This window comes from Oceanimonas sp. CAM02 (assembly GCF_032842915.1).
GTDB classification, from domain to species: domain Bacteria; phylum Pseudomonadota; class Gammaproteobacteria; order Enterobacterales; family Aeromonadaceae; genus Oceanimonas; species Oceanimonas smirnovii.
Genome location: NZ_JAWJBK010000035.1, coordinates 38,472 through 64,162, shown reverse-complemented (window position 1 = coordinate 64,162; position 25,691 = coordinate 38,472). Strand labels below are relative to the sequence as shown.

The window sequence follows — 25,691 nt, the reverse complement described above, 5'->3', positions numbered from 1 at the left end:
TGCGGAGCTGTTTTTGTTTTTATCCCGGGAGAAAAAGCATGGATGACAAGCAACTTGAAATAACCCATCACGATCCGCTGCTCTATAACGAAGATTTGGCTCCGCTCAAGCACAAGGACCGGCATTGGGGCTGGTTTGAAATTTTTAACGTCTGGTCCAACGATATTCAGAGTCTGTTTGGCTACACTCTGGCGGCGTCGCTGTTTCTGAGTTACGGCCTGAATGGCTGGGCGGTGATGGCAGCCATTATTCTGGCCGGTTTTATTGTGATGGTGCTGGTGAATTTAAGCGGCAAGCCCAGCGTCAAATACGGCATTCCCTTTCCGGTGATGATTCGGGCCAGCATGGGGGTGCGCGGTGCCAATTTTCCGGCGCTGCTGCGGGCCATTATCGGTATCTTCTGGTACGGAGTGCAAACCTACTTTGCTTCTACCGCCGTGACTCTGTTACTGACAGCGCTGTTTGGTCAGAGTAACAGTGAATTTCTCGGTATGTCGGGTACCGCCTGGCTGTCGTTTATGCTTGTCTGGGTGTTTCAGATAGCCTTGTTCTGGCAGGGCATTGAGAAAATCACCGTGTTTCTTAACTGGGCTGGTCCACTGGTGTATGTGGTGATGCTGGTGCTGATGCTGGTGGTCTGGTATCAGGCCGGTGATCAGCTGCTGCCGGCGGTAGCCACCATCTTTGATGGCGGCGGTGATTATCAGGGCAGTGACGTAGCGGCTTTTTCTGCCATTGTCGGCACCATGGTGGCCTATTTTGCTGCTGTTGTGATCAACTTTGGTGACTTTACCCGCTTTGTGCGCAGCGAGCGGCAGATGAAAATTGGCAACTTTGTGGGGCTGCCCCTGAATGTGGCCTTCTTTTCCTTTATTGCGTTGATCATTACGGCCGGCACTCTGGTGCTGTTTGGTGAGGCACTGACCAACCCGGCGGACATTGTGGACCGGGTCGACTCGTTGCCCCTGACCATTGTTGCGGCGCTCACTTTCTTTGCCGCGACCGTGGGTATTAACCTGGTAGCCAACTTTATTCCGCCGGCTTATGACTTGGCCAACCTGTTCCCAAAAGTGATCAGCTTTCGCATTGGTGGCCTGATCACCGCCGTGGTGGCCTTCTTTGTGGGCGGACTCTGGGTGTCGGTGATCAGCCAAATCGGTATTTCCGGTTTCGTGAATGCCCTGGGCGCCATTGTTGCTCCCTTCTACGGCATTATCGTGGTGGACTATTACCTTATTAAACGTCAGAGCCTGAACATGCAGCAGCTGTTCTCCCGGGACCCCAACGGTGCCTATTTCTATCAGAATGGCTGGAATAAAAAGGCGCTGATTGCCTTTGCCATGGCGGCGGTGTTTTCTATTGCCACCGTCTGGGTACCGGCGCTCAGTGATCTCAACGGCTACGGCTGGATGATAGGCGCAGCGCTTGGCGGTGTTTTTTATTACTTGCTGGCACCAAAGCCCAAGCGTCAATACTGACAAGGCGGTCTTGCCGGCTAATGACCCCTTGTTATGATGGAGATGATCCATACATGTTTTTTAAAGGTTCTGAGTCATATGCCTGAAGTGGCAAAAACATTAATGCTGATCAACCCCAATTCCAGTGAAAGCGCCACGGCAGCCATGGTGGCGCTGGCCGGGCAGGTTGCGGGGGGCGGTGTGCAAGTGCAGGGCCTGACCAATACGGGAGTGCCTGCCCTGCTGACCACGCCGGCCGAGATCAGGGCGGCCACTGCCGGTGTGATTGAGCTGGGAGTGGCGGCAGCAGCTGAGGGCGCAGCAGCACTGATGGTGGCGGCGTTTTCTGATCCGGGGCTGCAAGCACTGCGTCAGCGTGTGAAGGTGCCGGTAGTGGGCATTGCCGAGTCGGCCTATCTGGCGGCAGCCTGTGAAGGACGGCGTTTTGCCATTGCCACCATTACCCCCGATGCTGATCTGCTGGCATTTTTTAACCAAAAAGCCCGCTCTCTGGGCCTGGAACAACAGTTTTGTGGCACTCGGGTAACGGCCGGCGATCCGGCCGAACTGGTGGCCATGCCCGACGCGCTGGATGATGCCCTGAGTGAAGCGGTGCGCCTGGCGGTGCTGCAAGACGGTGCCGACGCTGTCATTATTGGTGGTGGTCCGCTTACCGGCTCAGCCTTAAGGCTGCAACCTCACTTTGATGTTCCGCTTGTCGTCCCCGTGCTTGCTGCTACCCGTGCGGCATTGGCGGCTATTGATAATGGATATTTTTAACGAACGAATACAAGATTGTTGACAATAAAAAGCCATGTTAACCTGAGGTTAAATGGCGACAGAGCACAAAGGACAAGCCCATGAATAATAAAAACAAGGATCTGGACAAGGTTTATCAGCGCATCTGGGAGGCGATTGTCGCCCACAAGCTATTGCCGGGCACCCGGCTGAAGGAAGAAGAGCTGTGTGAGACCTTTAGCTTAAGCCGGGGGTTTGTGCGCAAACTGCTGCTGCAGCTGTCTTATCACAAGCTGGTGAACCTGGTGCCCAACAGTGGTGCCTTTGTGGCCGAGCCGACACCGGAAGAAGCCAGGGATATTTTTCAGGCGCGCCGGCTGCTTGAGGCCGAACTGGTGCGGGAGCTGGCGAGCAAATGCACCCTGCGCGAGAAAAAGCTGCTACAGGAACATTTGCAAAAAGAGCACCAGGCGGCAACGCAGGGGGATCAGAGCCTGCGCATTCGTCTGTCGGGAGAGTTTCATCTGCTGATTGGCAAGTTGGCCAACAAGCCGGTGCTGACCTCCTTTCTGCATGAGATCATTCCCCGCTCATCACTGATTGTGGCCCTGTATCAGCAGCCAGGTGGCGCGCGCAAGGGGCATCATCATGCCGGCCCTTCCTGCAGCGAGCATAACGACCTGCTGGCCGCCATTGCCGGGCACCACACAGAGCGGGCGGTGCAGCTGATGATTGATCATCTCAACGAGATAGAAGCCCAGCTGCAGCTGGAGCCTCCCACTGAAGAAGACATTAATCTCAAGCATATCTTTGCCGATCTGTAGGGCTTGATCGTGATGACCGGCGGGATATGATGCCAACTTACTGATTTTATTAAAAACGTTACAGCGGCCTCACCGGGCCGTTGTTTTATATGGGAGCAGGCATGATGGCCGATTTGGATTATCTGAAAACGAGCATTGATCTGGCGCGGGACAACGTAGCCAAGGGCGGCCAGCCCTTTGGTGCCGTGCTGGTGAAGGACGGCAAGGTATTGGCGGAAGGGGTAAACCAGACCTATGTTGAGCATGATCCTACCGCCCATGCCGAAATTCAGGCGCTGCGTAATGCCGCCCGCACCCATCAGCAGTCACTCTTTGCCGGCAGCACCATGTATGCCAGCGGCAAGCCCTGCGCCATGTGCATGGCCGCCATGATCCAGGCCGGCGTATCGCGGCTGGTGTATTGCGCCGGCGACGACGTGGGCGAGGGCTATGGCTGGTCTACCGAATATCTGTATCAGCGTATGCAGCAGCCCTTTGGTGAGCAGGGCGTGGAAACCCTGCACCTGCCGCTGGACGAAAAAACCGCCGTGTTTGACCTGTGGCAGGAAAAGCACGGTTATGGTGCCAATGAGCATATCAAGCAGGATTAACGCCGGCGTGGCTACTGCCGGCAGGTGTTATCGCAGGCACTGATCAGCCGCTCCGCCAGCAGCTTGCTGTGGGCCGAGAGTTTATCCTGGGCGTGCAGGGTCAGCTCCAGATCCGGCACGTCGGGCAGGCCATCGGCCTCGGAGAGAATGCGGTGGTTGGCGGTCACCAGCCGCCGCGGCAGCAGGGAAATACCAAAGCCGGCCTCCACCGCACAGCATACCCCCGACAGGCTGGTGCTGACATAGGCCAGCCGCCAGCTGCGGCCCAGCCGGTCAAAGGTGTGGGCCATTTCGCCCCGGTAAAGACCACCGATGGGAAAGGTGACCAGCGGCACCGGCTGACTGGCCAGGTTGTTGCTTTCCAGACCGTCTATCCAGCACAGCGGCTCGGGCCAGCTGGCCATGCCCGGCACGCTGCCCGGGCGCTGCTTTACCAGCGCCAGATCCAGCTCGCCGCGCTGAAACTCCCGCCAGATATCGCTGCACAGGCCGCTTTTTACCTCCAGCCGAATGCCGGGATACTGATCGGCAAAGGCAGACAAGGCGGGCATGATGGCGTGGGTGGCAAAGTCTTCCGGCACCCCCAGACGAATTTTTTGCTGCTCTATGCTCAGGCTGGTCTGAGCTACGGCTTCCTGCATCAGCTGCAGTATGCGCCGGGCGTAGTTGAGCACCCGCTCGCCTTCCAGGGTAGCGGTAATGTAGCGGCCCTTGCGGTTAAGCAGTTCGCAGCCAAGCTGGGATTCCAGCTTGCGTACCTGCTGGCTGACGGTGGACTGGGTAAGGTGCGTGCTGTCGGCGGCGCGGGTAAAACTGCCGGTATCCACCACGGCCACAAAGCTGCGCAGCAGCACGGGATCGAGTGTTGTCAGTTGAGTCATTTTTTCCTGGTAGTGGGAAGTCCACTGGGTATCATTGTATTATTTAATTTATAAATTATTATTTCATACACTACAATCCACGTGTTCAGCATTTAAGCAATATGGCACCATGATAAGCTGCCGTGTTGCTCTCGTTGGCAAATGTCCAACCATCAAGCATAAAGGACAAAGTAATGGCCCGTAATACCTATTATGCCCCCAAGGGCGGTCTGCCCCCGCAGACTCAACTGATCCACGATCGCGCTGTCTTCACCGAAGCTTACGCCGTTATTCCGAAAGGCGTAATGAGCGATATCGTCACCAGCTTCCTGCCGTTCTGGGACGAAACCCGCCTGTGGGTAATTGCCCGTCCGATGAGCGGTTTCTCCGAGACTTTCTCTCACTACATCATGGAAGTGTCTCCCAACGGTGGTAGTGACAAGCCTGAGCTGGATGCCGGTGCCGAAGGCGTTATCTTCATCGTTGAAGGTGAAATGACCCTGACTCTGGAAGGCAAAGAGCATCACATGGAGCTGGGTGGCTACGCCTACCTGCCGCCGGGTGCCAACTGGACCGTGAAGAACAACAGCGGTGAGCCGGTACGTTTCCACTGGCTGCGCAAGGCCTACGAATTTGTAGACGGCATCGACGTGCCGGAAGCCTTCGTAACCAACGAAAACGACATTGAGCCGACTTCCATGCCGGACACCAATGACGTGTGGGCCACCACCCGCTTCACCGATCCGACCGACCTGCGTCACGACATGCATGTTAACATCGTGACCTTCCAGTCTGGTGGTGTGATTCCGTTCGACGAAACTCACGTAATGGAGCACGGCCTGTACGTGCTGGAAGGTAAAGCCGTTTACCACCTGAACCAGGACTGGGTTGAAGTTGAAGCCGGTGACTACATGTGGCTGCGCGCCTTCTGCCCGCAGGCCTGCTACGCCGCCGGCCCCAGCCGCTTCCGTTACCTGCTGTACAAGGACGTGAACCGCCACATGGTGCTGAACTCGTCCCCTGCTTACCGCGGCAACCGTCGCTAAGCAGCAGCTGGAACGATAAAAAAGGCAGCCTTCGGGCTGCCTTTTTGCGTTTGGAGCGAGGCACCAGTTGTCTATGGATGCCGCAAAGCGAAGCAGCAGCGCGGTTGCACTCTGCCGACACGCTTCTAGCCCATCCATGGGGCGCTCGGCACATGCCGTCCTTGGCATGTGACGGTCGGCTCCGGCAATCCACGCTGCTGCTTCGTGATACAAAGCGTTGCCTGATAGATATGGTCAGCCGGCTCTGTGGTCATGTAAGGAAGGCCTGAGGGCGTCTGCTTCGCCGCACCCTCTGCGCCAGGGATGGCGCAGCGGAGCCCCCAGGGAGGGGTTCACGGCGAGTCGGCGAAGTAGTGCCCTTGGGACGACGTGGTGCACTGCGTTTCAGATAACGAACATTGCACGGTATTTAAGCGAAGAGCTTACGCCTTCAGCAGCCACTGCTGCAGCTGGCCGAGGGACGTCACTTCATGGTGGGGAGTAATGCCCTCGGGCGCGGGCTTGCCCTGAGTGTTGAGCCAGCAGGTGTGCAGGCCGGCGTTGAGGCCGCCGAGAATATCGGAGTGGGGGTTGTCACCCACCATCAGCACCCGGCTGCGATCGGGGTTACCCATAAGCTCCAGCGCATGCTCAAAAATGCCCGGATCGGGCTTGGCCACGCCCACCTCTTCCGATACTACCAGAGGTGAAAAAGCATGCTCCCAGCCGGCGCGCTGCAGCCTTGCCTGCTGCATGGAGGCAAAACCGTTGGTAATAATGCCCAGCCGAGCTCTGCCTTCCAGCCCGGCAATCAGCTCACTGGCACCGGGCAGCAGGGTGCACACCTCCACCATGGTGTTCATAAAGGTCTCGTTCAGGTGTTGTGTGGTCACCGCCAGCCGTTCGGCCCAGAGGGCAAAACGGCGATGGCGCAGCTCTTCGGCATCAATATCACCATTCTGATAAGCCACCCATAACGGCTGATTCTGAGCCTGATAGTGTGCAAAGGCACTTTCATCGAAGTTAACACCAAATTCGGCAAAAGTACGCTTAAGGCCGCCAAATGCATCGAAATGAAACAAAGTGTCATCGGCGTCAAACAGTATCCAGTCGTAGCGCATCTAATCAAAACTCCAGAGCAAGTTGCCGGCAGAAGACGCACAGTGTAGAAAGTCCGTCAGGTAAAACTCAATAGTTACAGCAAATTATGCTTAAATGCAGCTATTCGTTATAGCGAGGTAAAAGCATGGAATTGTCGAGCTGGCTGGCCCTGGCGGCCATCTGCATCATGGGTGCCGTGAGTCCCGGCCCCAGCCTGGCGGTGGTGATGCGCAATACGGTGCGCGGCGGCCAGAGCCACGGTGTGCTTACGGCGCTGGGCCATGGCCTGGGAGTGGGGCTTTATGCTTTGATCACCGCCCTGGGGCTGGCGCTGCTGATCACCCGCAATCCGCTGTTATTCGATATTATTCGCTACGGTGGTGCCGCCTTTCTGGCCTGGCTTGGCATCAAAGCCTTGCTGGCGAAGCCACAGCCGGCAGTTACAGGGGAAAGTGGCCATGTCGTACGCGGCCGGCAGGGTGCTTTTGAGGGCTTTATGGTGGCCTTTCTTAACCCTCAGCTGGCCATTTTCTTTGTGGCCCTGTTCAGCCAGTTTGTGCGCGCCGATACCGGCTGGCAGCAGGGTGGCATCATGATGCTCACCGCCGGCGGCATTGATGCGCTCTGGTATGTACTGGTGGCCTTGTTGCTGTCTCGCGGGCCTGTGCTGGGCTGGTTGCGTGAAAAGTCTTTTGTCATCGACAAGCTCAGCGGTCTGGTGCTGGTGGCGCTGGCCATCAAAGTGGTATTGTAACTAACGTAAAGCAAAGAGTGCAGTTGTGTGCTGGATCAAAGTTTGGTAGCCTTTCGCGGTCAAAAAACAGCCTTTGTGCTCTGTGTCACTGATTTAATAACAGATAGAACCAACGGAAACAGCCCTTGAGCCCGATGTTGCACCTGCCCATAGCCGAGAGATGGCACGACCTGGCGTCGTTGTCGCGATCTGGTATGGACGGATTTGGTGTGCTTGGTGCCCTCATGATGCTGGAGCTGGTGGGTGACTGGCTGCTGAGCTGGACCGGCCTGTCTGCCGATGTGTTTGAATATCAGGCCCAGCTGGCAGATCTGCAGCCCCTGGATGCACTCAAGGCACTGCTGTGTACTTCCTTGCTGGTCTTTGCGCCGCTGTTGCTGCAATGGCTGTTGCTGTTGCTGCATTTATTGCTGCAAACCTTTAACTGGCCCCGGCTCACTCAACGCAAACCCTGCTTTTCTGCTTCAACCAAGCCGCGCCGTGCTCTGTTAAAAGCGCACAGTTGTCGCGCGCCACCTGTTTTCCCCTGCGGAGTCTGACAGTCTGACGACGTAACCATTACGTCCGTTTTGTCTGCGTCATTCTTCGCCATCGGGTCATACCCGAAAGTTCCAATATGGTCTTGCCGATAAGCGGCAAGCTAGACCCATAGGAATAGGGGAAGGTTTCCTTTGTTTATTCGAAAGTTAGTTAACCTGCTGCTGGCAGGGACGGCGTCCTTTGCGCTGTCCGGCTGCGAAGGCGGCGTGCTGGATCCCAAGGGCCAGATCGGTGCCGATGAAAAGTACCTGATCATGGTGGCTACCGGCCTGATGCTGCTGGTGGTGATTCCGGTGATCGTGATGACCTTGTTCTTTGCCTGGAAATACCGGGAAGGACGCAACGAGGCTTATGCTCCCAAATGGTCTCACTCCACCAAAATTGAAACCGTGGTGTGGATAATTCCCGTCATTATTATCGTAATTCTGGGTGTTATTACCTGGCGCTCTACTCATGAGCTGGACCCGTATAAAAAGCTGGACCATGAGAAAGAGCATCTGGTGGTGCAGGTGGTGTCACTGAACTGGAAGTGGCTGTTTATCTATCCGGAGCAGGGCATTGCCACCGTCAACGAGCTGGCGTTCCCGAAAGACGTGCCGGTGGAGTTCCGCATTACCTCCGACACCACCATGAATTCCTTCTTTATTCCGCAACTGGGTGGCCAGATCTACTCCATGGCGGGTATGGAAACCCAGCTGCACCTGATTGCCAACGAGGCCGGCCGCTATGACGGCATCTCCGCCAACTACAGCGGCGAAGGCTTTACCGGCATGAAGTTTGACGCCATTGCCACCGAAGACGAAGCCGGCTTTGACGCCTGGGTGAATAAGGTGAAAACGAGCGAACACACCCTCGATATGGCGGCCTACCGGCAGCTGGCCGAACCCAGTGAACACCATCCGGTGGAATACTTCGGCGATGTCAGCCCGAATCTGTTCCACAACGTTGTGATGAAATTTATGCAGGACCATCACCCCATAAAGGGCGATGCGCATTCCCATCATCATTCAGCCAGCACCATGACGGAGGCTGAGAAATAATATGTCGTTACTAGGTAAACTCACACTTGACGCCGTGCCCTACCATGAGCCCATTATCATGGTGACCCTGGGCGTGGTGGCCATTGCCGCCGTGGTGATCGCCTTCCTGATCACCCGTTATCAGAAATGGGGCTTGCTCTGGCGCGACTGGATCACGTCGGTGGACCACAAGCGACTGGGCATCATGTATATCGTGCTGGCCTTTGTCATGCTGATCCGCGGCTTTGCCGACGCCATCATGATGCGGGCCCAGCTGGCACTGTCTACCAATGGTGCCGACGGTTATCTGCCCCCCGAGCACTACGATCAGATCTTCACCGCTCACGGTGTCATCATGATCATCTTCATGGCCATGCCCTTCATGATTGGCCTGATGAACATAGTGCTGCCGCTGCAGATCGGTGCCCGCGATGTGGCCTTCCCCTTTCTGAACAACCTCAGCTTCTGGCTGGCGGTGTCCGGCGCCGTGCTGGTGAACATCTCCCTCGGTCTGGGCGAATTCGCCAAAACCGGCTGGGTGGCCTATCCGCCGCTGTCGGAGCTGGATTTCAGTCCGGGGGTGGGGGTGGATTACTACATCTGGGCGCTGCAGATTTCCGGTATCGGTACCCTGCTGACCGGGGTGAACTTCCTGGTGACGGTGTTTAAAATGCGCACCCCGGGCATGAAGCTGATGCAGATGCCGATCTTCACCTGGACCTGCACCTGGGCCAATATTCTGATCGTGGCGTCCTTCCCCATCCTGACCGCGGTACTGGGCATGCTGACCCTGGATCGCTACCTGGACTTCCACTTTTTCACCAACGCCGCCGGCGGCAACGCCATGATGTACATCAACCTGTTCTGGGCCTGGGGTCATCCCGAGGTGTACATTCTGGTGCTGCCGGCCTTTGGCATTTTCTCTGAGGTGATCTCCACCTTTACCGGCAAGCGGCTGTTTGGCTACAACTCCATGGTGTATGCCAGCGGCGCCATCTCGGTGCTGGGCTTTATCGTGTGGCTGCACCACTTCTTCACCATGGGCTCCAGCGCCAACGTCAACGCCTTCTTCGGCGTGATGACCATGATCATCGCCGTGCCCACCGGGGTGAAGCTGTTCAACTGGCTGTTCACCATGTATCGCGGCCGCCTGCGCATGACGGTGCCGGTGCTGTGGACCTTAGGGTTTATGACCACCTTCACCATTGGTGGCATGACCGGCGTACTGCTGGCGGTGCCCGGTGCCGACTTTGTGCTGCACAACAGCCTGTTCCTGATCGCCCATTTCCACAACACCATCATAGGTGGTGCCGTGTTCGGTTATCTGGCCGGCTTTGCCTTCTGGTTCCCGAAAGCCATGGGTTTCCACCTCGACGAAAAGCTGGGCAAAGTGTCCTTCTGGTGCTGGCAAATCGGCTTCTACGTGGCCTTTATGCCGCTCTATGTGCTGGGCTTTTTGGGCATGACCCGTCGTCTCAACAGCACCGACAACCCGGCCTGGAACTTCTGGCTCTATCTGGCCGCCGTGGGCGCCGTGTTCATTTTGGTGGGCATCGCCGTGCAGTTCTACCAGCTGTACAAAGCCTTCCGTGACCGTGAAGCGAACAAGGACCTGACCGGTGATCCCTGGAACGGCCACACTCTGGAGTGGTCCACCAGCTCACCGCCCCAGTTCTATAACTTCGCCAAACTGCCCCACGTCAGTGACATCGACGCCTTTACCGACATGAAGGAAAAGGGCAGCGCCTACAAGGTGCAGGGCAACTATCAGCCGATCCACATGCCGAAGAACACCGCCTGTGGCGTGCTGATCGCCGCCGCCGCCACCGCCGCCGGTTTTGGTGCCATCTGGCATATCTGGTGGATGGTGATTGCCGGTCTGGTGGCCAGCTTTGTTGTCTTCCTGTGCCGGGCCTATGACACCGACACCGACTATTACGTGCAGCCCGACGAAGTCGAGCGCATTGAGCAGGCACACCTGCGTAACGTGATGAAGGAGGCCTGATGGAAGCCGTATCCGTTGATCTCAAACAGGTGCATGAGCACCACGAAGAAGAGCACCACGACACCGGGGGCAATACCCTGTTCGGTTTCTGGCTCTATCTGATGACCGACTGCCTGCTGTTCGCCTCGGTGTTCGCCACCTATGCGGTGCTCTATATGAACACCGCCGGCGGTCCGGGTGGCCGTGAGCTGTTCGATCTCAAGTTCGTGGCGGTGGAAACCGCCGTACTGCTGGTTTCCAGCATTACCTACGGCTTTGCCATGCTCGCCGGCCACAACCACAAGCGGGGCCTGACCCTGCTGTGGCTGCTGGTGACCTTTGCGTTGGGTGCCACCTTTATCGGTATGGAGCTCTATGAGTTCCATCACCTGATTGAGTCTGGCAATGGTCCGCAACGCAGCGCCTTTCTCACCTCCTTTTTCACTCTGGTGGGCATGCACGGTCTGCATGTGACCGCCGGCCTGGTGTGGATGCTGGTGCTGATGGTGGAGCTGATGACGCGGGGCACAGGCCCCCGTACCCTGACCCGTCTGGGCTGCCTGAGCATGTTCTGGCACTTCCTCGACGTGGTGTGGATCTGTGTGTTTACCGTGGTGTATCTGATGGGGGCAATGGCATGAGTAACCATGACGCCGTGGATCACGGCAGCGTGAAATCCTATCTCACCGGTTTTGTGCTGTCGGTGATCCTGACCGCCATTCCGTTCTGGGCGGTGATGACCGAGCAGCTGAGCCCGGGGGCCACTCTGGGCACGGTGGTGCTGTTGGCCATTGTGCAGATAGTAGTGCACCTCAAGTGCTTTCTGCACCTGAGCTTCAAGCCCGGCAGCCGGGAAAACACAGTGGCATTCCTGTTCTCCGCCCTCATTATCGTGATGGTGGTGGGCCTGTCGGTATGGATCATCATCAGCTCCAACGAAATGATGATGTATTAAGACGGTGTTCCGGCCCGGGCAACCGGGCCGGATACAGGCATAAACACGCGAACAAGGGGTTCATCCCAAGGGGCATTTTATGATTCGGCCTTATCTCAAGGTCACCAAGCCGGGCATCATTATGGGCAACCTGATCTCGGTGGCCGGCGGCTTCTTTATGGCCGCCCGCGGCGATATCGACTGGTCGCTGATGTGGGCTACCGTTATCGGGCTGTCGCTGGTGGTGGCCTCCGGCTGTGCCGTGAACAACTGTATCGACCGGGATATCGACGCCCGCATGCGCCGCACTTGCAACCGGGTGACCGTGACCGGCGAGCTGCCGGTGCGCACGGCGCTGGTTTACGGGCTGGTGCTGGGGGTGCTCGGCTTTGGCCTGCTGGCGCACTATACCAATGCCGTGGCAACCGGCTTTGCCGCCTTTGGCTATGGGGTGTACGTGGGCTTTTACAGCCTGTGGCTGAAGCGTGCCTCGGTTTACGGCACCCTGGTGGGCAGCCTGTCCGGCGCGGTACCGCCGGTGGTGGGCTACTGCGCCGTTACCGGCCAGTTTGATGCCGGTGCCGCCATTTTGCTGCTGATGTTCAGCTTGTGGCAGATGCCCCATTCCTACGCCATTGCCATTTTCCGCTATGAGGATTATGCGGCGGCCAATATTCCGGTGCTGCCGGTGGCGAAGGGAATGGCCAGGGCCAAACGGCAGATAGTGCTTTATATTGCGCTGTTCTGTGTGGTGACCGCCCTGCTGCCGCTCAGCGGTTATACCGGCCTCACCTTTATGACGGTGGCCTGTGCCACCAGTCTGTGGTGGCTGGTGATGGCCTTTAACGGTTATCGCCGGGGGGCCGAGGAGCTGGGCTGGGCCCGCCGTGTGTTTGTGCTGTCCATCATTACCATCACCGCCATCAGCGTGACCATGGCGCTCGACTTTCGGGTTGCGCCCGACGCCTGGCTGGCGATGAATTTTTAAGCTTTTACCGGTTCTCTCCCATTTGGCCGGAGTAAGCAGCGTTACTCCGGTCCTTCTTTTGTTCTTGTCTCTCTTTCTGCTCAAGACATCTGGCTGCTGATACACTCTGGCAATGGTATTGTGTTGCACAGGTGAATTTGAATGCTGAGACCCCGCACCACACCGTCCCGTCTGTTGCATCAGCATCAGCCGCTGTCCGGTGACGATATTGGTGTTCTGTGCTGGAACGCCCAGAAACTGACCCAGGATGCCCGTTTTCATCAAAGCATTACCGATCTGACGTTACTTTACCCGACCAGCTTACTATTGCTGCAAGAGGCTCGACTGGCACCCTTGGGAGGAAGCTGGCTGGAAAGCTGGTCCTGGGCTGCCGCTCCCAATATGCAGACCCGCAAGCAGATGTTTGGTGTGCTTACCGCCGGACGCTGTGCCTTTGAGGATATACAGCCTTTGCTGACTCAAAGCCGGGAGCTGCGCTTTGCCACTCACAAAAGTTTGATCCTCACCCGTCATCCACTGCCTGAGGATAAAACCCTGCTGGTGGTCAACATGCATGCGATTAACTTTGTTCATGCGGGGCTGTTTCTTAAAGAAATGGAGCAGGTGCGTATTGAGCTGCTGCACCATACCGGACCACTGATTGTAGCCGGCGACTTTAATGCATGGAGTCGGCAGCGGCGCTTGTATTTGCGCCGTTTTTGCCGGGCGACGGGGTTACGTCAGGCAGTAATGGACAATGCCCATTATGTTAAGACGTATCTGCACCAACCGCTGGATTTTATCTTTTATCGGGATCTTAAACTGCGATCGGCGACAGCTATCGATATGCCAACCGTATCGGATCATAATCCTATTTATGCGCGATTTTTGCTTTGATGCCGCAATTTGACGACAAAATACATGATTTTGATGAAGAGTTGCCAGTAAATTGTTAGTTAAAAAAGTAACTTTTTTGCATTGAATAATTCTGTGTCAGAACCTGTCTCAGAATAATCCACTTTTTTTGTCTGGCAGGTCAGGTTGTTTCTGCGGAATACAGTAACACTCATAAAAGTACTGTTTTTCTGTGTGACTAATGTCGCAAAAAAGCATTGATTTACATTTTGTATACAATTTTATTGTATTTTGTATCCATTTTAGGCGGGTGTAGTATTTATTTTGTTCCCGGGCAGGAAGCAGATTGCTTTTGTTACAGGAATAAATTTCGCAGTGGTCACCCAAGCGTGAGCCCGCATATAAAAGTAAATAAAAAGGAATATAAAATGCAAAAAGCCAAATGGGTTATTTCCGCAGCAGCACTGGTACTCGCCGCTTCCGCTAACGCCGGTTTCGGTGGTAACTACTCTTACAACAACAGCTACAGCAACGACTACGCCGACGTACAGGTGAGCAAAACCGTTTCTGAAGACGGCACCGTGTCTTTCACCAAGACGGTAACCAAAGCCAACGGTGAAACTTACACCTATTCCGTTGACAAGCAAGTGACTGAAGATGGCGTGACCATCAACAAGAACGTGAACGGCAACGAGTACTCCTACAAGAAGAACTTCTACCGTTAATAAAGACCGCCACTGAGACGGTCCCGGGGGTGCTGTGTTCAGCACCCTTTTTTATTGGTTTTTTCGGTAATAAGTATGAAACGCGCAATCTTGTCTTTGCTGCTGCTGGCCCCGTCAGCCCTGGCAGTTACCTGGAGCACGGATGATCAGCAACAGGTACTGGAACTGCATGGCAAAATAGAGCAGAACCTGGGTGTCCTGGGTTATCAGAGTGGCTATAAAGCCGAATCTCTTGGCGGCGATACCATGGCTTCTCTGGGGCTTTCCGGTGCCGGCCGGCTGAATGCTGATGTTATTTTAATTGGTGAAATGAGCTGGGATCTGTTTAATAACTCCCGCTATGGCGATCAGATTTATGCCGATGAAGCCTGGCTGGGTGTGCGCATCAAGGATAATTTTGAGCTGACCGCCGGCCGCAGTGACAGCACCTTTAATCAGCTGCGGGACAAAACGGACGTATTTAATCTGTTTGGCGGCAATGCTTATGTCTACCTGGTGGATAGCACCCTGGATGATCATATCAAGCTGACCTGGGCCAGCAATGGCTGGGATGTACGCGCCGGTTATGCGTTTAACGATGCCAACAAGCAAAGTGATCATGATGGTACCAGGGCTCAGTATGGTGGCTCTGTAGGGTACCAGGCTCAAAATGGTCTGGGGGCTGTGGTGGCCTATGAAAACAAGCGGGAAGCTGATCCTAACAGTGATGTCAGCAATATGGCGGTGGGCCTGAGCTATAGCACACCCGGTGGCTTTTATGCCGCCGTAACCCGGGGGCGCACCGACTTTCAACGTAACTGGCAGGTTTTTTCTCTTAAAGAGAACCGTGTTTACAGCATGCGCCGGGTAGATTACTGGGAATCAGTTGTTTCCTATTCCCGTGAAAAAATGGCGTTTGGTGTGGGTTACAGCCGGCAGAGCATGCGTGAAAATGCGCACCTGCACTGGGTGGATGAATATATTTTCGCAGCCGAATATTACCTGATGCCCAAAGCCAAGATTTATGCAGAGTTTATGCTGAACAAGATGGACGATCAGGACAACCTCTACGGCGTGGGTCTGCAGTATTACTTCTGATCCAGAGCGCAAGTCGGCCAAACGGCCAACTTCACGACACGCTTCAAGTACTTCCATGTAATGCTCGGCAAATGCATCTGACCGCCATGGATGGCGGGAATGACGAAAATGCAGGAGCAATTTTCGGCCATGGCATTTGATCGGTCGTGAAGCTGCTCCCTTTGCCCTCCTTTCGAATATTGGGAGAGCGAATTAACCCAGAATAATATGGGGCAGATAGCGGGACAGATCCTGAGTAATGGGACTGGTGTCTTCGCGCATGGCAATGCCGGCGGGGGCATCGTCTACCAGCCAGCTGCCTACCAGAGCATGGCGGCCACCAAACACCGGCAGCGGATGCCAGGCCTGATAAATAAAGCCTTCCTCGCCGTAGGGGCCGTCCACTTCAGCCACCACCTCACCGTGGCGCACTATGCGTATATTGGCGCCTTCCCGGGAAAACAGCGGCTTTTGCACATATTCATTCAGCTGAAAACGAGCAGGATCGTCGCCGAAATAGGCGGGAAGAAGGTTGGGATGGCCGGGAAACTGCTGCCACAGCAGCGGCAGTAACGCCTTGTTGGACAGCACTGATTTCCACATGGGCTCCAGCCAGTTGACCCGGCTGGAGGCAAGGTGCTCGGCGTATTCTTCCTCAAACATAAATTCCCAGGGGTAGAGCTTGAACAGCCAGTCTATGGTGTTGTCATGGCTGTCGGTGAGCCAGCCACCTTCCCCCAGGCCTATGTCTTCCACAAACACAAAGGCGGTGTTCAGGCGGGCTTCCTTTGCGCAGTCTTCCAGATACTGCACCGTGCCTCTGTCTTCTTCGGTGTCTTTGCAGCAGGCAAAATGCAGGGTCTGGCCGGCGTAATCCGGTGCTAGGGCGCGAAAACGGTTCACCAGCCGCTCCTGCAACAGATTGAACTGATCCGCGTCCCGCCGCAGCCGGCCGGCATCCACATTGTCTTCCAGCCAGAGCCACTGCCAGAAGGCGGTTTCAAACAAACTGGTTGGGGTGTCGGCGTTGTTTTCATAGAGCTTGGCCGGACCCCGGCCGTTATAGGCCAGATCCAGCCGGGAATAGAGGCTGGGATCCCGCCTGTGCCAGGAGTCGGCCACTTCCTGCCAGCGCGCTTCAGGAATGCCACAACGGCGCAGCAGCTGTTCGTCCCGCACTACTCTGTCTACCACTTGCAGGCACATTTGATGCAGTTCGGCAGTGGGGTCTTCTATGTCCTGCTCTATTTGCTTCAGAGTGAACTGGTAATAGGCGGTTTCATCCCAGTAGGGTTCGCCATACATGGTATGAAAGCCAAAACCCAGCTGCTCAGCCAGCGAGCGCCAGTGCGGGCGCTCGCTGTGTGCCACTCTCAGCATCAGCCGCCCCAGCCCCGGGAGCGGCTGCTTGCGCGTTTGCTGCTGCTCCAGCTGCTTTTGGCCTGAGCCGACGAGCCAAAGCCTCCCCGGGAAATGGTGCGGGTGACCTTGGGTTTGGGCTTGAGCGCTTCCCGGCTTACCGGCATGCGCTTGCCGTAACTGGCCTTGCCCAGCCGGTAACCACCGGCTGTGGTCCAGTGCCCATAGTAGGGCGAATAGGGGTTGCGTGAAGTATATACAGGGTGATGAATATAGCGGTTCTGGTCCAGCAGGCGGCCAAACATAAAGCCGGCCATGGCGGGCATAAACCAGTTGTTGCCCTGATATTGATAGGGCACACAGTTGCCGCCGCCAAAGTCGGCTTCACAGTCGTGCTCGCGGTTATATTTGGGTGCGGTATCGGCCGACTCTGCCAGCGCCTGCTGATAGGCGGCCCGGCATTGCTCGGCCTGCTCCGGATTGGCATTGCTGCAGTCTTCCGGCGACTGATATACCTGCACTTCCGGATCTTGCTGGCCGCAGGCGGTAAGCATGACTGAGCCGGCAATGGCAGCACTCACGGGTTTGCCAATGCGCTGCGTCATGCTGGTCAAGAGCTGGCGTCGGGAGCGTTTCATATTGCCTCCTCAGTAGGTGATGCAGGCAGCGTTGAGCAGGCCCACCGCCACCGACAGACCGCCCACTACGGCACCGGCCGAGACCTGGCCGTCATTAATGCGTTCGGCCACCTTGGGCAGAAACATCAGCCGCACTATCACAAAGGCCAGCAACTGGGCCACCAGCGCCACCACACCCCAGACGGCAAAGTCGAGCAGTGATACCGAGTTGGCAGCGGCACTGCCTACTGCCAGCGAGAAGCCCACAAAGGCACCCACCAGCGCAATGGCGGCAGCCAGGTTGTGATCTTCCTTGATTAACCGCCATTCGTCATAGGGGGTTACCAGCACATACAGCCACTTGAACAGCAGCAGCATGATAATGGACATGGCGAAATAGAGCACAAAGGGGCCAAGACCTGAAAGAGAAGTTAACAGAGCGTCCATGAATATCCTTTTATTCCGTTTTGAAAATCACGATTCGTTTTTATCGGCATACTGTTGGATTCAGCTTACAAAGCGCAAATCCGTCGGCCCCAGGTCGATGCCGGTAGCCAGCACCAGGCTGTGCTCAGCCTGGCTGCCGGTGATTTTTTCTTCGCCGGCCACCATCAGCATTTCGGCGTCATCGTTGTCTAGCGCGCGCTCATAGAGCATCACAAACTGATCAGTTTCGCTGCGGCTGCCATTCTGCAGCCAGGTGGTTTCGGTCATGGCCACCGGTTTGGTGTTGTCCCAGGCCCTGGTGAAGGTCTGGCCGTCCAGATCCCATTCGGGCTTGACCAGCTCAGTTTCCAGCAGGGTATTCCAGGCCTTGCTGCCGTCTACCGGTGTGGTGCGATAAAAATACCAGAGCTTGACCTCGGTCACGCAGTCGTCTGTGGTGCCGCCGCTCAGCAGCACCTGTACAAAGCCGTCGTCGTCGGTGTAAAAGCGCAGCAGCTGGTGGCTTTCATCCAGTATCACCCGGCCGACTGCCTGAATAATCTGAGTGCTGGCGGCCCCTTCAAAGGTGACCTGACTTTCAAGCAGCGACAGCCGCAGGGCGTCCAGCTCAATGCCGCCGCCCAGGCGCAGCCCCAGCACCTCCGGGGCCGGCTCTGTCTGGGGAGCCGCCGGCTGTATTTTCTTTTTCAGCCAGTCAAACATATTACTTGCCTAAAATGCGGGACAGCTCGTCTTCGGCTCCCGCCGACTGGCTGCCGGTAATGCCGGCGCTTTTCAGCTTTTGCTCCAGGGCATCGCCGCTTTCGGTGGCGGCGCGCTCGGCGGCCACATCCAGCTCGGCCTGACGCTGGGTCTGCTTCTGCTTGATGCGATCCAGCGACTCCACCGCGGTCTTCATGCGGGAGTTGGCACCGGTATGGCGGGAAGAGACCGCTGCCTGGGCTTTTTGCACACTGTCGGTGGCCTTGACCACATCCAGTTGCTGCTCCAGCTGGCGCAGGCGGTTTTTAGCGGCACTGATGTTGTCTTTCAGTGTGCTTTCAGAGGCGGTGAACTGATCCAGATAGGACTTTTCTGCATCCTGCTCGTTTTTCAGCTCGCTCACCCGCTGAGCGCATTCCAGTGCCAGCTCGCGGTTTTCCTTGGCCATGGCGGCCCGGGCATGGTTTTCATAGTCGGCGATGCTGGCGCTGATGGCGTCTACCTTCTGCTGGGCCAGCTTGCGTTTGGCCATAATGCCGGTGAGAGATTCGTCGGAGCGGCGCAGCTCCTGTCTGGCCTCGCGAATTTCCTGCTCCAGAATGCGCAGGGCCTGGCTGTCGGCCACGGCTTCGGCGGCCTCGTTGGCACCGCCCTTGATGGCGGTGACCAGTTTTTTCCATACGCTCATGAGGTTACTCCTTGCAGATGGTCCTGATAGAGCTCGAGAAAGGCTTCGGTATTGCGGAACAGGGTTTCCACTTCTATTTGCACACTTTCTTCTTTTGATCCGGAAGACAGGGCACCAAAGGCAATGTAATAGTCGTCACCGTTAATGTGGCTGATACCCACTGTGGTCAGCGGAAACAGCTGATGGGTACGAAGAATGGTGTCGTTCAGAGCTGCCGCATCGGTGACCACGCTGGCAGGAAACAGCAGGGTTTCGGCAATAATCTGCTCGCCGGAGACCGCCAGAAAAGCGTCCAGCCCTTCTTCATTGGTGATCAGCAAAGAATCATTTTCCAGTGAGCACTGCCAGCCGTGGCGCTTGGCCAGCAGGTCGTGCAGTTGTTGTGGGGTCCAGGACATGAGTCACTCCGTGTTGTTTGGGCCATAACCCAGACAAGATAGAACAAAGATGGTTCCAAAAACCAGCTTTGGCGGAGAGAAAGCAGATAAAAAAGAGAGCCATAAGGCTCTCGTTCAAGTGATGTCAGGAGGCACTCTCTGTAGATGCCACCTTGCTGCGCGGTGCCTGAGTCACAATGCCCTGCTCATAGGCCATGGCATGAGCCATGCGCGGGCCGGTCCAGAGCACTGGCAGCAGCAGCAGTGACACAGGGGCTGCGGTGATCACGATAAAGGACTGCAGCGCATTGATGCCGCCTTCGCCCATACGCAGCAATACCGCCGCCACCAGACCCATGGTGAGGGCCCAGAAAATACGCTGGCGGGTGCGCGGAGTGTGGTCGCCGCTGATGGCCATGGCAATGGAATAAGCCATGGAATCACCGGTAGTGGCCACAAAAATCACCGTCAGCACCAGAAAAGCAGGCACCATCAGCTCGGCCAGAGGCAGCTGCTGGGTCACTGCCAGCAGCGCCGCGGGCAGACCGCTTTCCTGCAGCGGGCCGGACACCACACCGGCGGCGGCCTGCTCGTAGAAAATGCCGGCACCGCCAATGCTGGAGAACCAGAAGTTGGTGACCAGCGGGGCCATCACCGCCACTGCCATCACCAGCTCGCGCAGGGAGCGGCCCCGGGAAATGCGGGCAATAAACAGCGCCATCATGGGGCCGTAACCAATAAACCAGCCCCAGAAAAACAGGGTCCACCAGCCCAGCCAGCTGTCATCCTGCCGGTTCAGCGCCATGGGCATAAAGTCCTGCAGATAGATACCCATGCCGTTAAGAAAGGCATCAATAATGAAGTTGCCCGGCCCTGCCAGCAGAATAATGGCCAGCAGGATCACCGCCAGTACCACGTTGGCGCTGGACAGCCACTGAATACCCTTTTCAATGCCGGTAGAGGCAGACAGAGTGTAAATGGCCACCAGACCGCCAAGAATCGCCAGCTGCAGACCATAGTTGTTCTCCCAGCCCAGCAGCGCCTCAAAGCTGAAGCCCAGCTGAGTAGCCAGAAAGCCAATGGGGCCTATGGTACCGGCGGCCACCGCAATAATGGACACCACATCGGCCATGGTGCCCAGCCAGTGGGTTTCCACCTTGTCACCCAGCAGCGGATAGAGCAGGGTGCGCGGGCGCATGGCCAGGCCTTTATGATAATGGGCATATACCACTACGATGGCAGAGAGAGTGCCCAGTGCAGCCCATGCCAGAAAGCCCCAGTGCATAAAGCTTTGGGCCAGAGCGGCAGACACCTGGGACACACCCGATTCAGACTCCGCAAACAGCGGCGGTGTGGTCACATAGTGATACATGGGCTCGGCGGCAGACCAGAACACGCCGCCACCGGCCAGCAGGGTGCACATGATCACCGCCAGCCAGCGAAAGGTGGAGCTGTCGGGGGCGACGTTGCCGCCCAGACGAATATCACCGTAGCGGGTCAGGCCAAGCACCAGGGCAATCACCAGGTTGGCCAGCATCCATACCTGCCACAGAGGGCCGAATACATCAATGGTCCAGGCAAAGCCCTGGTTGATCCATTGGGTCATCTGTTGCAGGTCAAAAAAGGCGAGAACTACGAAGAGGAGCAGGAAGCCGCCACTGAGGCCGGCCACCAGCCTTTGTTCATTAAGGCTGAGGTTGGAAACTTTCATCAATTCACTTTGTTCAATGCATGAACGCGCCAATTGTACAGAAAAGGCGCTAATAAGTGAAATTTAATTAGAATGCAAAGTAACCATCTGGCATGGCTTAGTACGGCAAGATCCCTTAAAAAGCCGAGGAAAATGCCGGTAACGCCTGAGTATAAGGTGTATTTTACTTTCTGACTGAAGAGTTAGATCAGGTTCTTTTCCATGGAAATATGCACGATACCCGCATCAAGAAATTCGTCTCCGTAAGGGGTAAATCCCAGCTTTTGGTAAAAGCCGGTGGCATACTTCTGTGCCCCCAGATAAACCCGTTTCAGGCCTTGCCGGCCGGCTTCATCCACCAGCGCCTGCACCACTCTGGCCCCCAGCCCCAGACCACGAAATTCCTTGCGCACGGCAATGCGGCCTATATGGCCGTCCTTCAGCATGCGGCCGGTGCCGGCCCATTGACCGTCTATGCTCAGCAGCACATGAATGGCAGCATCATCCAGACCATCATATTCCAGCCCGGGATCAATGCGCTGCTCTTCGATAAAAACCGTATTGCGCACGGCACGAATGGCCGGCTGATGTTCGTTATCAAAGGATACAAGCTGAATATGCATGGCAGTCTCCACAGGTTATAAAAAACGGGTTTGGTAGCAAGATACCGGTTCAGACTCAGAATGACGATGTTTTAAACGCAGTTTCAGCAGTCAGATGCCGGCCACCTCGGTGGCGGTCAGTGTGCGCCATTGACCTGCCGGCACATTCAGCCGAATGTTGCCAATCTGCTCCCGGTGCAGACCGGTTACCCGGTTGCCTACCGCGGCAAACATGCGCTTTACCTGATGAAAGCGCCCTTCGGTAATGGTCAACAGCGCCTCGCGCGGGCCGCTGGCCTCTACCCTGGCGGACTGAGTGGGCCTGGTTTCGCCCTGTAACAGCAGCCCTTGGGCAAAGCGCTCGGCCACTCCGCCATCCAGCGGATCTCTCAAGCTGACTCGATACACCTTGGCACAGTGTTGCTCGGGCCGCGTAATATTGAACGACCAGCGGCCGTCATCGGTGAGCAGCACCAGGCCGGTGGTGTCGGCGTCGAGGCGGCCGACAATATGCAGCTCGTCGGGCTTGTCTATGTTGAGCCCGCGGAACAGCGATGGATAAACGCCGTCCACATTGGAGCACAGGGTGCCGGCGGGCTTGTGCATCATAAAGTAACGAAACGGACGGGGCACCAGCCGCTGGCCGGCCAGGGTCACCAGATTGTTTTCGTGCACCTGAGTGGCCTCATGAGTGACCGCCTCACCGTTAACCTGCGCCTCGCCAGCGGCAATGGCCCGCCTGGCCTCAGTTCGGCTCAGATCCGTGCTTTTGCAGATGAATTTATCGAGGCGCATGAAAACCCGTTACTTTTTCTTCTGCAGCGCCGCTGCCAGGGCCGCGCCCATGGCACCCTGCGGGGCTGCCTGCTCCCGGTGGGCCGGACGTTGCTGGCGCTGGCTCTTGTTATTGTTAGTGCGGCTGCGCTCATTGCGGCGCGGTGCGCTCTTGCCTTCGGCATGGTCGGCGGCGCTTTGCTCCAGGCGCATGGTCAGGGCGATGCGGTTGCGCTGCAGATCTACCTCCAGCACCTTCACCCGGACGATATCGCCGGCCTTCACCACTTCACGCGGATCCTGCACAAAGCGGTCGGTGAGCGCTGATATATGTACCAGCCCGTCCTGATGCACGCCTATGTCCACAAAGGCACCGAAGTTGGTGACATTGGTCACTACCCCTTCCAGCACCATGTCGGGGATCAGATCCGCAGGTTTTTCTACGCCGTCCATAAAGCGGGCGGTCTTGAACTCGGGGCGCGGATCCCGGCCCGGCTTGTCCAGCTCCCTGAGAATATCCTGCACGGTCGGCAGGCCGAAGTGCTCGTCGGTGTAGTCTTTCGGGTCCAGGGTCTTGAGCAGGCCGGCATTGCCCAGCACGGCGTTGACCGGCTGCTTGAGTTGCTCCAGCATGCGGGTCACCACCGGGTAGGCTTCCGGGTGCACCGCCGAGGCATCCAGCGGGTTCTTGCCGCCCTGAATGCGCAAAAAGCCGGCGCACTGTTCAAAGGCCTTGGGGCCGAGGCGGGGCACCTTGAGCAGTTGTTTGCGATCCGCAAACACGCCCTGCTCGTTGCGCCAGGCCACTATGTTCTGGGCCAGAGTGGGTGTCAGGCCCGAGACCCGGGCCAGCAGCGGGGCCGAGGCCATGTTCACGTCCACGCCCACGGCGTTCACGCAGTCTTCCACCACCGCATCCAGGTTGCGGGCCAGCTGGGTCTGGGACACATCGTGCTGATACTGGCCCACGCCAATGCTTTTGGGATCGATTTTTACCAGCTCCGCCAATGGGTCCTGCAGCCGGCGGGCAATGGACACGGCCCCTCGCAACGATACGTCGAGATCGGGAAACTCGCTGGCGGCCAGCTCCGAGGCGGAATACACAGAGGCACCGGCCTCGCTCACCACCACCTTTTGCAGCTTGAGTTCGGGGCTTTGCTTTATCAGCTGCTCCACCAGCCGCTCGGTTTCCCGCGAGGCGGTGCCGTTGCCGATGCTCACCAGACTGACGCTGTGCTTGCGGCACAGCTCCCCAAGAATGCGCAGGCTCTGCTCCACCTTATTGTGAGGCTGAAACGGATACACGGTGGCGTGTTCCAGCAGCTTGCCGGTATTATCCACCACCACCACCTTGATCCCGGTGCGAATGCCCGGATCCAGCCCCATGGTCACACGGGCACCGGCGGGAGCGGCCATCAGCAGATCCTTGAGGTTAAGGGCGAACACGCGAATGGCTTCTTGCTCGGCCCGCTCCCGGGCCTGGCCCAGCAGCTCGGTTTCCATCTGCAACGACAGCTTCACCCGCCAGGTCCAGCTGAACACGCCGGCCAGCCATTTATCGGCAGGGCGGCCCTTGTCCTGCCAGCCGGCATGGCGGGCAATAATGGTCTCGCAGGGGTGACGCTCTGCGTCGCTGTCGACCACCAGACCCAGCGACAGCACGCCCTCATTGCGGCCCCGCAGCATGGCCAGCACCCGGTGTGACGGCGCCTTGCCGATGGGCTCATTATGCTCGAAGTAGTCCTTGAACTTGGCACCGGTTTGCTCCTGGCCTTCCACCACTCTGGCCTGCAGCTGGCCGTGCTGTTGCAGGTAGCTGCGCACCGCTTCCAGCAGATCCGCCTGCTCGGCCAGACGCTCCATTAAAATATATTTGGCACCGTCCAGTGCCGCCTTGGCATCGGCCACGCCGGCCTCGGCATTGATGAACTGCTCTGCAAGCCGCTGTGGATCCTGACTGGGGTCGGTAAACAGAGTATCGGCCAGGGGTGCCAGGCCGGCTTCAATGGCAATCTGGCCCTTGGTGCGACGCTTGGGTTTGTAAGGCAGGTAAAGGTCTTCCAGTCGGGTTTTGGTGTCGGCGGCCAGCAGCTCGGCTTTCAGTTCCGGGCTCAGTTTGCCCTGTTCGTCCACCGATTTGAGGATCACCGCCCGTCTGTCTTCCAGCTCGCGCAGATAGCCGAGGCGGCTGTCGAGGGTGCGCAGCTGAGTGTCGTCCAGGCCGCCGGTGGCTTCCTTGCGGTAGCGGGCAATAAAGGGCACTGTGGCCCCTTCGTCCAGCAGCCTGACGGCGGCATCCACCTGAGACTGAGGCACGGCCAGTTCATTGGCCAGAATGTGGTTTATGGTGTTCATCAGCTTGTGCTCCGGCAGCGGGGGCTTGCCCGGCTTGCAGTCAATTGAAAAAGCAGGGCGAGCATTATGAAACAGAACCGCCGGCTAAACAAAACATGGCCGGCGCTGACAGCCGGCCACAAAAAAGGGGCCCGCAGGCCCCGGATTCATCATTAACACTTATTGCAGGGCGCTGACTCTGTCCTGCAGCTCGGGATCCGTCTGCAGGCGGGCGGCAATGGCATTGTAGGTGGGTGCGTCAAGATCGTGCTTTTCCACTGCCTTCATCATTTCTTCCTGAGCCTGCATCTGCAGCTCCTGTGCTTTTTGCTGATCCTGCTCCTGATTCAGTTTTTGCGAAAATTCATCGCGAATTTGAGCCACTTCTTCATTGGCTTTCACAAACTTTTTCAGCTCGCCATCAGTCACGGGTGCTGCAGCCTGGCCTTGTTCAAACTGCTGGGCCGGTGCACTGGTTTGCGGTGCCGGTGCCTGCTGAGCCATGGCGGCGGTGGCGGTCATGCCGAAGGTGGCAAAGGCAATGGCGGTGGTCAGGGTTTTGAGCTTGGTCATAAAAGCACTCCTCTGGTTGAAAGTGCTCTCACTGATACAGAAAACGTGCCAGATTTTATTTTTATTTATAAGTTTATGATTTTAATAGTTTATTTAATT

Annotated in this window: 28 protein-coding genes; 15 read left to right on the top strand and 13 right to left on the bottom strand. The window is 57.0% G+C overall.

Annotated elements, in window-relative coordinates:
* The first annotated feature begins 38 nt into the window (after positions 1-38).
* The 4 genes from R0I78_RS13230 (at position 39) to R0I78_RS13215 (ending at position 3,609) form a co-directional block, all read left to right on the top strand.
* Entirely contained in the window at positions 39-1,478 is a 1,440-nt protein-coding gene (locus R0I78_RS13230; protein ID WP_317075663.1) for an NCS1 family nucleobase:cation symporter-1, read from the top strand.
* A gap of 78 nt (positions 1,479-1,556) precedes the next feature.
* On the top strand, positions 1,557-2,237 hold the full coding sequence (locus R0I78_RS13225; RefSeq protein WP_317075662.1) for an aspartate/glutamate racemase family protein: 681 nt from the start codon (positions 1,557-1,559) through the stop codon (positions 2,235-2,237).
* A gap of 80 nt (positions 2,238-2,317) precedes the next feature.
* Entirely contained in the window at positions 2,318-3,019 is a 702-nt protein-coding gene (locus R0I78_RS13220) for a GntR family transcriptional regulator (protein ID WP_317075661.1), read from the top strand.
* 101 nt (positions 3,020-3,120) lie between these two features.
* Positions 3,121-3,609, top strand: a complete 489-nt coding sequence (locus R0I78_RS13215) for a nucleoside deaminase (protein ID WP_317075660.1) — start codon at positions 3,121-3,123, stop codon at positions 3,607-3,609.
* Between the two features lie 11 nt (positions 3,610-3,620).
* On the opposite strand, the gene R0I78_RS13210 is transcribed toward R0I78_RS13215, so the two are convergent.
* A complete protein-coding gene (locus R0I78_RS13210; RefSeq protein ID WP_317075659.1) occupies positions 3,621-4,490 on the bottom strand; it encodes a LysR substrate-binding domain-containing protein in 870 nt (289 codons plus the stop codon).
* Positions 4,491-4,663: 173 nt separating this feature from the next.
* Between R0I78_RS13210 and R0I78_RS13205 the strand changes: the two genes are divergently transcribed.
* Positions 4,664-5,515 carry a bifunctional allantoicase/(S)-ureidoglycine aminohydrolase gene (locus R0I78_RS13205; RefSeq protein ID WP_317075658.1) on the top strand — a complete coding sequence of 284 codons (852 nt, stop codon included), beginning with the start codon at positions 4,664-4,666 and terminating at the stop codon, positions 5,513-5,515.
* A 422-nt stretch (positions 5,516-5,937) separates the two neighbouring features.
* Here R0I78_RS13205 and yjjG read toward each other — a convergent pair whose 3' ends face one another.
* The gene (gene yjjG / locus R0I78_RS13200) at positions 5,938-6,615 is read right to left on the bottom strand and encodes a pyrimidine 5'-nucleotidase (protein WP_317075657.1); all 678 of its coding nucleotides are present in this window, start codon (positions 6,613-6,615) and stop codon (positions 5,938-5,940) included.
* A 125-nt stretch (positions 6,616-6,740) separates the two neighbouring features.
* Between yjjG and R0I78_RS13195 the strand changes: the two genes are divergently transcribed.
* From R0I78_RS13195 to R0I78_RS13150, 10 genes are all read left to right on the top strand, one after another.
* The gene (locus R0I78_RS13195) at positions 6,741-7,349 is read left to right on the top strand and encodes a LysE family translocator (RefSeq protein ID WP_317075656.1); all 609 of its coding nucleotides are present in this window, start codon (positions 6,741-6,743) and stop codon (positions 7,347-7,349) included.
* A gap of 134 nt (positions 7,350-7,483) precedes the next feature.
* Positions 7,484-7,888 (top strand): hypothetical protein, encoded by a 405-nt coding sequence (locus R0I78_RS13190; protein ID WP_040614562.1) that lies wholly within the window; start codon positions 7,484-7,486, stop codon positions 7,886-7,888.
* A gap of 132 nt (positions 7,889-8,020) precedes the next feature.
* Positions 8,021-8,929, top strand: coding sequence for a ubiquinol oxidase subunit II (gene cyoA, locus R0I78_RS13185; RefSeq protein WP_317075655.1), 909 nt, complete (start codon positions 8,021-8,023; stop codon positions 8,927-8,929).
* 1 nt (position 8,930) lies between these two features.
* The gene (gene cyoB / locus R0I78_RS13180; protein ID WP_317075654.1) at positions 8,931-10,913 is read left to right on the top strand and encodes a cytochrome o ubiquinol oxidase subunit I; all 1,983 of its coding nucleotides are present in this window, start codon (positions 8,931-8,933) and stop codon (positions 10,911-10,913) included.
* A complete protein-coding gene (cyoC, locus tag R0I78_RS13175; RefSeq protein ID WP_019934747.1) occupies positions 10,913-11,533 on the top strand; it encodes a cytochrome o ubiquinol oxidase subunit III in 621 nt (206 codons plus the stop codon). Before cyoB ends, cyoC begins: the two co-directional genes overlap by 1 nt.
* Complete coding sequence (gene cyoD, locus R0I78_RS13170; RefSeq protein WP_317075653.1) at positions 11,530-11,847, top strand: cytochrome o ubiquinol oxidase subunit IV; 318 nt, start codon at positions 11,530-11,532, stop codon at positions 11,845-11,847. Before cyoC ends, cyoD begins: the two co-directional genes overlap by 4 nt.
* Positions 11,848-11,926: 79 nt before the next feature.
* The gene (gene cyoE, locus R0I78_RS13165; protein WP_317075652.1) at positions 11,927-12,814 is read left to right on the top strand and encodes a heme o synthase; all 888 of its coding nucleotides are present in this window, start codon (positions 11,927-11,929) and stop codon (positions 12,812-12,814) included.
* Positions 12,815-12,955: 141 nt separating this feature from the next.
* Complete coding sequence (locus R0I78_RS13160; RefSeq protein ID WP_317075651.1) at positions 12,956-13,690, top strand: endonuclease/exonuclease/phosphatase family protein; 735 nt, start codon at positions 12,956-12,958, stop codon at positions 13,688-13,690.
* A gap of 386 nt (positions 13,691-14,076) precedes the next feature.
* The gene (locus R0I78_RS13155) at positions 14,077-14,373 is read left to right on the top strand and encodes a hypothetical protein (protein ID WP_019934751.1); all 297 of its coding nucleotides are present in this window, start codon (positions 14,077-14,079) and stop codon (positions 14,371-14,373) included.
* A gap of 75 nt (positions 14,374-14,448) precedes the next feature.
* Entirely contained in the window at positions 14,449-15,450 is a 1,002-nt protein-coding gene (locus R0I78_RS13150) for a porin (protein WP_317075650.1), read from the top strand.
* Positions 15,451-15,642: 192 nt separating this feature from the next.
* On the opposite strand, the gene R0I78_RS13145 is transcribed toward R0I78_RS13150, so the two are convergent.
* From R0I78_RS13145 to R0I78_RS13095, 11 genes are all read right to left on the bottom strand, one after another.
* Positions 15,643-16,809 carry a glutathionylspermidine synthase family protein gene (locus R0I78_RS13145; RefSeq protein ID WP_317075649.1) on the bottom strand — a complete coding sequence of 389 codons (1,167 nt, stop codon included), beginning with the start codon at positions 16,807-16,809 and terminating at the stop codon, positions 15,643-15,645.
* The gene (locus R0I78_RS13140; RefSeq protein WP_019934754.1) at positions 16,809-17,426 is read right to left on the bottom strand and encodes a DUF1190 domain-containing protein; all 618 of its coding nucleotides are present in this window, start codon (positions 17,424-17,426) and stop codon (positions 16,809-16,811) included. Before R0I78_RS13140 ends, R0I78_RS13145 begins: the two co-directional genes overlap by 1 nt.
* A 9-nt stretch (positions 17,427-17,435) precedes the next feature.
* Positions 17,436-17,852: a DUF350 domain-containing protein gene (locus R0I78_RS13135; RefSeq protein WP_317075648.1), complete on the bottom strand. Its 417-nt coding sequence runs from the start codon at positions 17,850-17,852 to the stop codon at positions 17,436-17,438.
* A gap of 60 nt (positions 17,853-17,912) precedes the next feature.
* Complete coding sequence (locus R0I78_RS13130) at positions 17,913-18,554, bottom strand: YjfK family protein (RefSeq protein WP_317075647.1); 642 nt, start codon at positions 18,552-18,554, stop codon at positions 17,913-17,915.
* Between the two features lies 1 nt (position 18,555).
* Complete coding sequence (locus R0I78_RS13125; protein ID WP_317075646.1) at positions 18,556-19,242, bottom strand: PspA/IM30 family protein; 687 nt, start codon at positions 19,240-19,242, stop codon at positions 18,556-18,558.
* The gene (locus R0I78_RS13120) at positions 19,239-19,640 is read right to left on the bottom strand and encodes a YjfI family protein (protein WP_019934758.1); all 402 of its coding nucleotides are present in this window, start codon (positions 19,638-19,640) and stop codon (positions 19,239-19,241) included. Before R0I78_RS13120 ends, R0I78_RS13125 begins: the two co-directional genes overlap by 4 nt.
* Before the next feature lie 124 nt (positions 19,641-19,764).
* On the bottom strand, positions 19,765-21,330 hold the full coding sequence (locus tag R0I78_RS13115) for a BCCT family transporter (RefSeq protein ID WP_317075645.1): 1,566 nt from the start codon (positions 21,328-21,330) through the stop codon (positions 19,765-19,767).
* 182 nt (positions 21,331-21,512) lie between these two features.
* Positions 21,513-21,932: a GNAT family N-acetyltransferase gene (locus R0I78_RS13110; RefSeq protein ID WP_019934760.1), complete on the bottom strand. Its 420-nt coding sequence runs from the start codon at positions 21,930-21,932 to the stop codon at positions 21,513-21,515.
* A gap of 90 nt (positions 21,933-22,022) precedes the next feature.
* Positions 22,023-22,706 carry a pseudouridine synthase gene (locus tag R0I78_RS13105; protein ID WP_317075644.1) on the bottom strand — a complete coding sequence of 228 codons (684 nt, stop codon included), beginning with the start codon at positions 22,704-22,706 and terminating at the stop codon, positions 22,023-22,025.
* A gap of 9 nt (positions 22,707-22,715) precedes the next feature.
* Positions 22,716-25,040 (bottom strand): Tex family protein, encoded by a 2,325-nt coding sequence (locus R0I78_RS13100; protein WP_317075643.1) that lies wholly within the window; start codon positions 25,038-25,040, stop codon positions 22,716-22,718.
* A gap of 159 nt (positions 25,041-25,199) precedes the next feature.
* The gene (locus R0I78_RS13095; protein ID WP_317075642.1) at positions 25,200-25,592 is read right to left on the bottom strand and encodes a DUF4168 domain-containing protein; all 393 of its coding nucleotides are present in this window, start codon (positions 25,590-25,592) and stop codon (positions 25,200-25,202) included.
* Positions 25,593-25,691 lie beyond the last annotated feature (99 nt).

Excerpts from the sequence above, each read along its gene's own strand:
- R0I78_RS13160 (WP_317075651.1), top strand. The coding sequence starts at position 12,956 with ATGCTGAGACCCCGCACCACACCGTCCCGTCTGTTGCATCAGCATCAG.
- R0I78_RS13205 (WP_317075658.1), top strand. The coding sequence starts at position 4,664 with ATGGCCCGTAATACCTATTATGCCCCCAAGGGCGGTCTGCCCCCGCAG.
- yjjG (WP_317075657.1), bottom strand. The coding sequence starts at position 6,615 with ATGCGCTACGACTGGATACTGTTTGACGCCGATGACACTTTGTTTCAT.
- cyoB (WP_317075654.1), top strand. The coding sequence starts at position 8,931 with ATGTCGTTACTAGGTAAACTCACACTTGACGCCGTGCCCTACCATGAG.
- R0I78_RS13135 (WP_317075648.1), bottom strand. The coding sequence starts at position 17,852 with ATGGACGCTCTGTTAACTTCTCTTTCAGGTCTTGGCCCCTTTGTGCTC.
- cyoC (WP_019934747.1), top strand. The coding sequence starts at position 10,913 with ATGGAAGCCGTATCCGTTGATCTCAAACAGGTGCATGAGCACCACGAA.
- R0I78_RS13190 (WP_040614562.1), top strand. The coding sequence starts at position 7,484 with ATGTTGCACCTGCCCATAGCCGAGAGATGGCACGACCTGGCGTCGTTG.
- cyoE (WP_317075652.1), top strand. The coding sequence starts at position 11,927 with ATGATTCGGCCTTATCTCAAGGTCACCAAGCCGGGCATCATTATGGGC.
- R0I78_RS13100 (WP_317075643.1), bottom strand. The coding sequence starts at position 25,040 with ATGAACACCATAAACCACATTCTGGCCAATGAACTGGCCGTGCCTCAG.
- R0I78_RS13195 (WP_317075656.1), top strand. The coding sequence starts at position 6,741 with ATGGAATTGTCGAGCTGGCTGGCCCTGGCGGCCATCTGCATCATGGGT.
- R0I78_RS13120 (WP_019934758.1), bottom strand. The coding sequence starts at position 19,640 with ATGTCCTGGACCCCACAACAACTGCACGACCTGCTGGCCAAGCGCCAC.
- R0I78_RS13105 (WP_317075644.1), bottom strand. The coding sequence starts at position 22,706 with ATGCGCCTCGATAAATTCATCTGCAAAAGCACGGATCTGAGCCGAACT.
- R0I78_RS13145 (WP_317075649.1), bottom strand. The coding sequence starts at position 16,809 with ATGCTGAGAGTGGCACACAGCGAGCGCCCGCACTGGCGCTCGCTGGCT.
- R0I78_RS13230 (WP_317075663.1), top strand. The coding sequence starts at position 39 with ATGGATGACAAGCAACTTGAAATAACCCATCACGATCCGCTGCTCTAT.
- R0I78_RS13110 (WP_019934760.1), bottom strand. The coding sequence starts at position 21,932 with ATGCATATTCAGCTTGTATCCTTTGATAACGAACATCAGCCGGCCATT.
- R0I78_RS13155 (WP_019934751.1), top strand. The coding sequence starts at position 14,077 with ATGCAAAAAGCCAAATGGGTTATTTCCGCAGCAGCACTGGTACTCGCC.
- R0I78_RS13130 (WP_317075647.1), bottom strand. The coding sequence starts at position 18,554 with ATGTTTGACTGGCTGAAAAAGAAAATACAGCCGGCGGCTCCCCAGACA.
- R0I78_RS13210 (WP_317075659.1), bottom strand. The coding sequence starts at position 4,490 with ATGACTCAACTGACAACACTCGATCCCGTGCTGCTGCGCAGCTTTGTG.
- R0I78_RS13095 (WP_317075642.1), bottom strand. The coding sequence starts at position 25,592 with ATGACCAAGCTCAAAACCCTGACCACCGCCATTGCCTTTGCCACCTTC.
- R0I78_RS13125 (WP_317075646.1), bottom strand. The coding sequence starts at position 19,242 with ATGAGCGTATGGAAAAAACTGGTCACCGCCATCAAGGGCGGTGCCAAC.
- R0I78_RS13115 (WP_317075645.1), bottom strand. The coding sequence starts at position 21,330 with ATGAAAGTTTCCAACCTCAGCCTTAATGAACAAAGGCTGGTGGCCGGC.
- R0I78_RS13215 (WP_317075660.1), top strand. The coding sequence starts at position 3,121 with ATGATGGCCGATTTGGATTATCTGAAAACGAGCATTGATCTGGCGCGG.
- R0I78_RS13220 (WP_317075661.1), top strand. The coding sequence starts at position 2,318 with ATGAATAATAAAAACAAGGATCTGGACAAGGTTTATCAGCGCATCTGG.
- R0I78_RS13140 (WP_019934754.1), bottom strand. The coding sequence starts at position 17,426 with ATGAAACGCTCCCGACGCCAGCTCTTGACCAGCATGACGCAGCGCATT.
- R0I78_RS13225 (WP_317075662.1), top strand. The coding sequence starts at position 1,557 with ATGCCTGAAGTGGCAAAAACATTAATGCTGATCAACCCCAATTCCAGT.
- cyoD (WP_317075653.1), top strand. The coding sequence starts at position 11,530 with ATGAGTAACCATGACGCCGTGGATCACGGCAGCGTGAAATCCTATCTC.
- R0I78_RS13150 (WP_317075650.1), top strand. The coding sequence starts at position 14,449 with ATGAAACGCGCAATCTTGTCTTTGCTGCTGCTGGCCCCGTCAGCCCTG.